7 protein-coding genes are annotated in these 6,116 nt (G+C 34.4%); all 7 read right to left on the bottom strand.

What is annotated here, in order from left to right; translation table 11 throughout:
- Nucleotides 1-302: cytochrome C (locus ACEN2F_RS14520; protein WP_441740500.1), on the bottom strand; the 302-nt coding region annotated here is incomplete at its 3' end.
- Nucleotide 303: 1 nt separating this feature from the next.
- Nucleotides 304-564: a hypothetical protein gene (locus tag ACEN2F_RS14515; protein WP_113666521.1), complete on the bottom strand. Its 261-nt coding sequence runs from the start codon at nucleotides 562-564 to the stop codon at nucleotides 304-306.
- A 5-nt stretch (nucleotides 565-569) separates the two neighbouring features.
- Nucleotides 570-1,583, bottom strand: a complete 1,014-nt coding sequence (locus ACEN2F_RS14510; protein ID WP_441740499.1) for a cytochrome c — start codon at nucleotides 1,581-1,583, stop codon at nucleotides 570-572.
- A 6-nt stretch (nucleotides 1,584-1,589) separates the two neighbouring features.
- Complete coding sequence (locus ACEN2F_RS14505) at nucleotides 1,590-3,746, bottom strand: cbb3-type cytochrome c oxidase subunit I (protein WP_441740497.1); 2,157 nt, start codon at nucleotides 3,744-3,746, stop codon at nucleotides 1,590-1,592.
- A gap of 93 nt (nucleotides 3,747-3,839) precedes the next feature.
- Nucleotides 3,840-5,045, bottom strand: coding sequence for an FAD-dependent oxidoreductase (locus ACEN2F_RS14500; RefSeq protein WP_441740495.1), 1,206 nt, complete (start codon nucleotides 5,043-5,045; stop codon nucleotides 3,840-3,842).
- A 118-nt stretch (nucleotides 5,046-5,163) separates the two neighbouring features.
- Nucleotides 5,164-5,844: an ABC transporter ATP-binding protein gene (locus ACEN2F_RS14495; RefSeq protein ID WP_441740493.1), complete on the bottom strand. Its 681-nt coding sequence runs from the start codon at nucleotides 5,842-5,844 to the stop codon at nucleotides 5,164-5,166.
- A partial coding sequence (locus ACEN2F_RS14490) for an ABC transporter permease (RefSeq protein ID WP_441740491.1) occupies nucleotides 5,841-6,116 on the bottom strand: 276 nt, incomplete at its 5' end. The genes ACEN2F_RS14490 and ACEN2F_RS14495, both read right to left, overlap by 4 nt.

The following is a 6,116-nucleotide window of genomic DNA, read 5'->3' as shown; positions in this document are numbered from 1 at the left end:
CCAAAAATTAAAAATTGTTTTTGATTTCCTTTTCCATAGGCATTAATCATCATAGGTAAAATTCCATCAACAACATCATTGTCTTTTAATCCATCTAGGGTTATAGCGGGACCGTTTCGAACGGTAAAAGGAATTATCCTGATGCCTTCTTTACCAGATGGATCCTTACTAATTATTTTTAGTTGATGTAAACCATCAGTCAGTTTTCGAGTATCTAACTCAAAATTTACAGGGGCATCAAATTCTCCGATGGGTTGAATTTCATCATCTACAAATATAATTATTTTGCTTTTACTGTCCATTTTATTCGAAATTTATAACGGTTCTTTTTATATGATTTGCATCGGTTTCTTTTGGTTTTACCAAATATTTTATGGCAAAAAATAAGGTAACAAAAACGGTAGCCACCATAGTCCACACAATAACATAGTCCAAGTTACTTTCGGGACCTGCACCATGTGCTATACCTCTTAAAATTTTGGGCTGTTGCTTTTCACACATCGGACAGGCATAAGTTGCTATTGATAATATTGAAAACAGAATAGAAAATAGTGACTTTTTCATCTTACTTATTGTTTAGGTGCACTTAATTTTGCGAGATCCATTAATTTTTGTACTTGTTCCGGTGTTACCTTTTTAGCAGTGTTTCCCCAACTTGTTTTCTCATGGTTCATGATGGCTGCGACTTCTTCTGCGTTTAAATTTCCGTTAGTTCCTACTGCTGGCATTACTCCATAATCCTCTCTGGCATCATAACCATTCATAATGATACCTACCATAATTTCAGGATTGTCATCCAATACTATTTTACTTCCTTTTAAAGGAGGAAAAGCACCTTTTAGACCTTCACCATTTTGCTGATGACAACTCATACATTGAGCAGCATATAATTCGGCACCATCTAATTCCTTTGCACCAGCACCTGTCGTACCATCTGTTTCTTTTTTCTCTTTTTTATAAAGAAAATCTGGATTAGGTGTGCCATCTGGTAACTTTACTTGTTTTAATGATTGAAGATACGCTACTAAATTTAATGCCTCTTCAGTAGCTACTACATCTCCAATTTTACCATGCATAAATTCACTAGGTACATTCACTTTTATATCCCCTTTTTCTGCTTTTGATTTAATTTCAAATAACCAGGGATAAGGTGCCATGATGGATTGAGGCATGACAGTCCTGGGGTTGTATAAGTGAACCAAATGCCAATCCTGGCTCGGTTGCCTTACACCAATATTGGTTAAATCTGGACCGGTTCGTTCTGTACCCATTAAAGTTCCAGCATTTTGCCAGATACTTTTTCGCGTACTTAGAGCATAGTCAGCTGCTATCCCGGGTCTATCGCCCCAAGTTTTATCCATATCTACATTTCGAACTTGTTGCGAGTGACACCCGACACATCCCTCTCGAATGTAAATTTGTCGTCCGGCTTCTTGCTCTTTAGTAAGCGGAATACTTCCATATAATGGGGCATTATTTTCTTGATTGTACTGTGATGGAAGAACGGCAACAAAAAGCGTTAGTGTACCAAAAAGAATTGTAGCAAGTGAAAAGAGTTTCTTATGTTCGTGAAATAGACTCATCGTTATTTATATTTTAGTTTCAACTGCATTCGTGTCAATATTTTGATTGATCAATTCAAATGCTTTTTCTTTTATATCAATCTCAATTGTAGGTTTCATCATTTTATACATATTGTAAGCCAAAACAATATGAGAAAGCCACATTAACGTTCCTCCGATAGCTCTCCACAACCAATACGGGCCCATCATCACCACACTATCAATAAATGGTTTTCCTTCTGCCCACATCAATCCTTTGAGCGTACCACCAATCATAAGTGGTATAGTGTAAAATTGTAAGCCGATTAAAGCCAACCAAAAATGAGCACCAACACCCAGCTGTGGCGGTTCTTTGCCTGTAAGTCTTGGCACAATGGCATAAATACTTCCAAACAATAAAAAGGTAATGATACCATACATGGTTATATGAGAGTGAGCAATAGTAAAATCAGTAAAATGCCATATTAGATTAGTAGATCTGAAGGCTTCCGCAGTACCTTGGAAAGAACCTGTAAAATAATAGATAACACCCACAAAGAAGAATGGAAGGGAATAACTATTACTTATTTTTCCCCAAGAACCTCTAAATGTCATTAGATAATTAATGGTACCAGCGGTAACTGGAATAAGCATACCAACACTTCCAACAATAGCAACAGTTTGCAACCACCATGGTAATGCACTAAAAACAAAATGATGTGTGCCAATTACAGTATAAAAAAGAATTTGTGACCAAAAGGCAAGCACTCCTAAACTGTAGGAATAGATAGGTTTGTTCAGTTGTTGTGGCAGCAGGTAATATAAGACACCCAGCATGGAAAACATAAACCACATTCCAACGGCCTGATGCATATAATATCCTTGTACTATGGTTTCACCAATACCATCTTGTCCCATTGGGATATAAGCAATTATAGCAACAATAAGGATAAAGATATAAGATGCGATAATGAACCAGTTTGAGATGTATATTTCATGTGTGGTTCTTTTAGCTACAGTTTTAATAAAGTTAATCACGGTAAGCATCAAACCATAAGCCCATAATGCCATTATTGGCCAGATAATTTCACGATATTCACCACCACCATTATTAATTCCAGCCATTAAAGATATGCCACCAACCAACATCGCTACATTTACACATATCAAAGCCGTCCAGCCATTTTTTATACTGTGCAAAGGAGCATTACTCACCATTGGAACGATATAATAACCCAATCCCATGATTCCGATAGTTGCCCAAGCCCAAAAAACTAAATTGGTATGAACTGCTCTAAGTCTTCCTATACTTAACCAACTGAAGGTATCTGCATCTGGTGCAATAAATTTAATACCTACATATTCGCCAACACTACTGCCAATAAATAACCAAAATACGGCCGTACCTAAAAACCATAAAATCAATTTAGTCAACTGCGGATCAATTTTAGGGCGTTCTATTGTGGGACGTTTTACAGCAAAATAACGATAATTGGTTTCTGAACTAATGTTCTTAAGTAATCCTTTTTTGTCTTCAGCTATTCCATTTCCGGATAATTCAGTTGATGTTAGACTGTAATCCAGTTTTTGTTTCAGTTCTTCTAATTTTTCAATGGAAGGGATATTTTCTGGATTAGAAAGATATGCTGCTAATTCTTCAGCTTCTTTTGTTTTTTGGGAGTTGAAGAACTGATTAAATCCCTTGTTTACTTTTATCGCTAAATATAGAAGAGCGAAAAATAAAGGAATAAAGACCAAAACTAAAGTAATAATAACTCCCGGTTCAGAAAATAAATGCGCTCTATTTGCAGGTGCAGTTTGTGCGAAAGTTACTTGCGGCAGCAGTGAGATAACACCGAGAATCAGAATCGATATAGTGGTATTGGATTGATTTTGTTTCTTTTTTAAAATTTCAATTTCCGAAGTACTTAAGTTATTGAAGTATTTTTTAAATTTATCTTTTTTAGTCAAATTTTTATCATTGAAAAAATGAGTAGTAACGGTATTTAGTTTCAGAACTAAAAGGAAAACCAGCCCAACAATTATTATAATTAAGCTTGTCATTAATCCTATAAAACCTATTGATTTATTTGGAAAAAAACTTACTCCACTATCCGTTTGAGCACTTGTCGCTAATGGTAAAAGGAAAGTCAATGCTACAAAAAGGATCTGCTTTGAAAAGGTATGTTTCATTTGAAAAGCCATAATTATATATTTTAAATTATATTGTAGAATTTTTTTAGAGATAATTAAAAAAAGAGTTAATAGTGGTACTTTTTATTTCAAAAAAGAAAACCGCTAAGCTGTTCCTTTCAATATTTTATTCCAATATAGCCAGGGTAAAACTTTTGTTTTTAAGATCCACATCGACCATCTTGGTTTTGCTTGATCAATAGGAAAAGACATTTTTGGAGTATTGCTGTAATCAAACTCAGCCAACATTAATTTTCCGTATTGAGTAGGAATTGGGCAAGCTGCATAACCATCGTATTTTGCTGTAGGTTGTTTATTGTCTAGTATCGAAAGTACATTTGCAACAACTACAGGAGCTTGTTTGCGTATGGCTGCACCTGATTTTCCACAAGGGGCGCTTGAACTGTCTCCCAATGAAAACACATTTGAAAACACATTGTGTTGCATTGTATATTTGTCAACATCAACATATCCTAATGGGATTGTTAGATTCGTGAGTGGGCTTTTTTTAATAAAGTCTGGTGCTGATTGTGGAGGTACGGCATGGCATAAATCAAATGGAATTGATTTTCGTTCTACTTGACCGCTACTATTTTCCTGTTCGTAATACGCAATTTTTTTATCCCCATCAATTTCAGTAACATCAACTTTAAAATGAGTTTTTATATTTCCTCTTTTTACTACTTCATCCAAAGTTTTCGCGTATTCTTTTATTCCAAAAATGATACTTCCACCAGAAAGGTAATGAACATCACATTTATCGAGGATTCCTTTTTTACGCCAATAATCGACAGCTAAATACATAACTTTATGCGGTGCTCCACCACATTTTATAGCTCCCTTCGGATTGGTAAAAATTGCTGTTCCTCCTTCGAAGTTTTTTATGAACTCCCATGTTTTTGGTGCAAATTCAAAAGAATAATTACTGCTTACATTATTTTTTCCTAACGTTTCTTTCAGACCTTTAATTTTTTCCCAATCTAATTGTATGCCTGGACATACAATTAAAAAATCATAACTAATTTTTTTGCCATTAGTACAAACGACTGTATTCAGTTGCGGTTCAAATTTAGTTACTGCTTCTTTTATCCAAGTAGTTCCTTTTGGTATAAAATCCTTTTCCTTCTTTACCGTTTTATTAATATCATAAACTCCAGCACCAACTAAAGTCCAAGCTGGCTGATAATAATGTTTCTCGGAAGGTTCAATAATTGCAATTTCTAAATTGCTTCTTTTTAGAAGTAATTGCGAAGCTACTGAAAGACCAGCATTTCCTCCACCTATGATTACTATTTGATAATGACTTGACATTTTGTTATAAATTTTAATTATACAAATTAAATCAAATTCAAGAATAGGTATGTGGTGCTTTAATGGGTTTTAATGGTACTTTTTACTTTAAATAAAAAACACTGATAAATGTCATTGTTTATAAAATAATACCATCGGCCATTTCAATAATTCTATCACTGGCTTTTGCAAAATCATTGTCGTGGGTTACCGCAAGTACCGTTTTATTAAATTCGGTTGTCAGATGTTTGAACAAATCAAAAACAATTGCTGCATTTTTACTGTCTAAATTTCCCGTTGGTTCGTCGCCCATAATGATTTTTGGATCGTTTATTAAGGCTCTGGCAATGGCAACGCGCAGTTGTTGTCCACCAGAAAGTTTGGAAGCCGGTTTTAAGGCTTGGTCTTTTAAATCTAATTTTTCTAAAATGGAATACGCTCTCGATTCAATTTCTTCTTTGGAATATTTTCCTAATTTGAGTGCCGGTATCATTACGTTTTTTAAACTTGAAAATTCAGGTAATAAATAATGGAACTGAAAAACAAAACCTATTTTTTCATTGCGAATAACAGCTAACTGTTCTTTTGTTTTTTGGGTTAAATTTTCACCATCTAAAATAATATTTCCTTCATAATCCGTATCCATTGTTGAGAGAAGGTATAACAAAGTCGATTTTCCTGAACCTGATTTTCCTACCATAGTTACAAATTCTCCTTTATGAATGTCAAAACAAATATCGTTCAATACCTTAAATTTTTCGGGTTCGTAAAAATATTTACTAACTCCTTTTGCCTGCAATAGTAGTTCTGATTGTATCATTTTCTAAAAATTGTTATAGGATCTAATTTAGCTGCTTTTCTGGCCGGAATATATCCCGCCAATGTGGTTACGAGTAATCCGAATCCTATTCCTAAGCCAAAGAATTTTGGGAAAAATCGAAGCGCAAAAAAATCACTTTCGAATACTAATATATACCTCTCAATTTTATCAAAATCCAGCCATTGGTGAATTTGACCATTATACATACATGTTACAGATAGCGGTTCAATAGGACATTCCTTAAAATCAATTAATTGGGATCCATTGCCCTT

It is taken from the genome of Flavobacterium sp. W20_MBD1_R3 (assembly GCF_052119725.1).
Lineage (GTDB): Bacteria > Bacteroidota > Bacteroidia > Flavobacteriales > Flavobacteriaceae > Flavobacterium.
The sequence above is the reverse complement of the archived record's forward strand: the minus strand, read 5'-3'. Positions and strand labels throughout refer to the sequence as shown.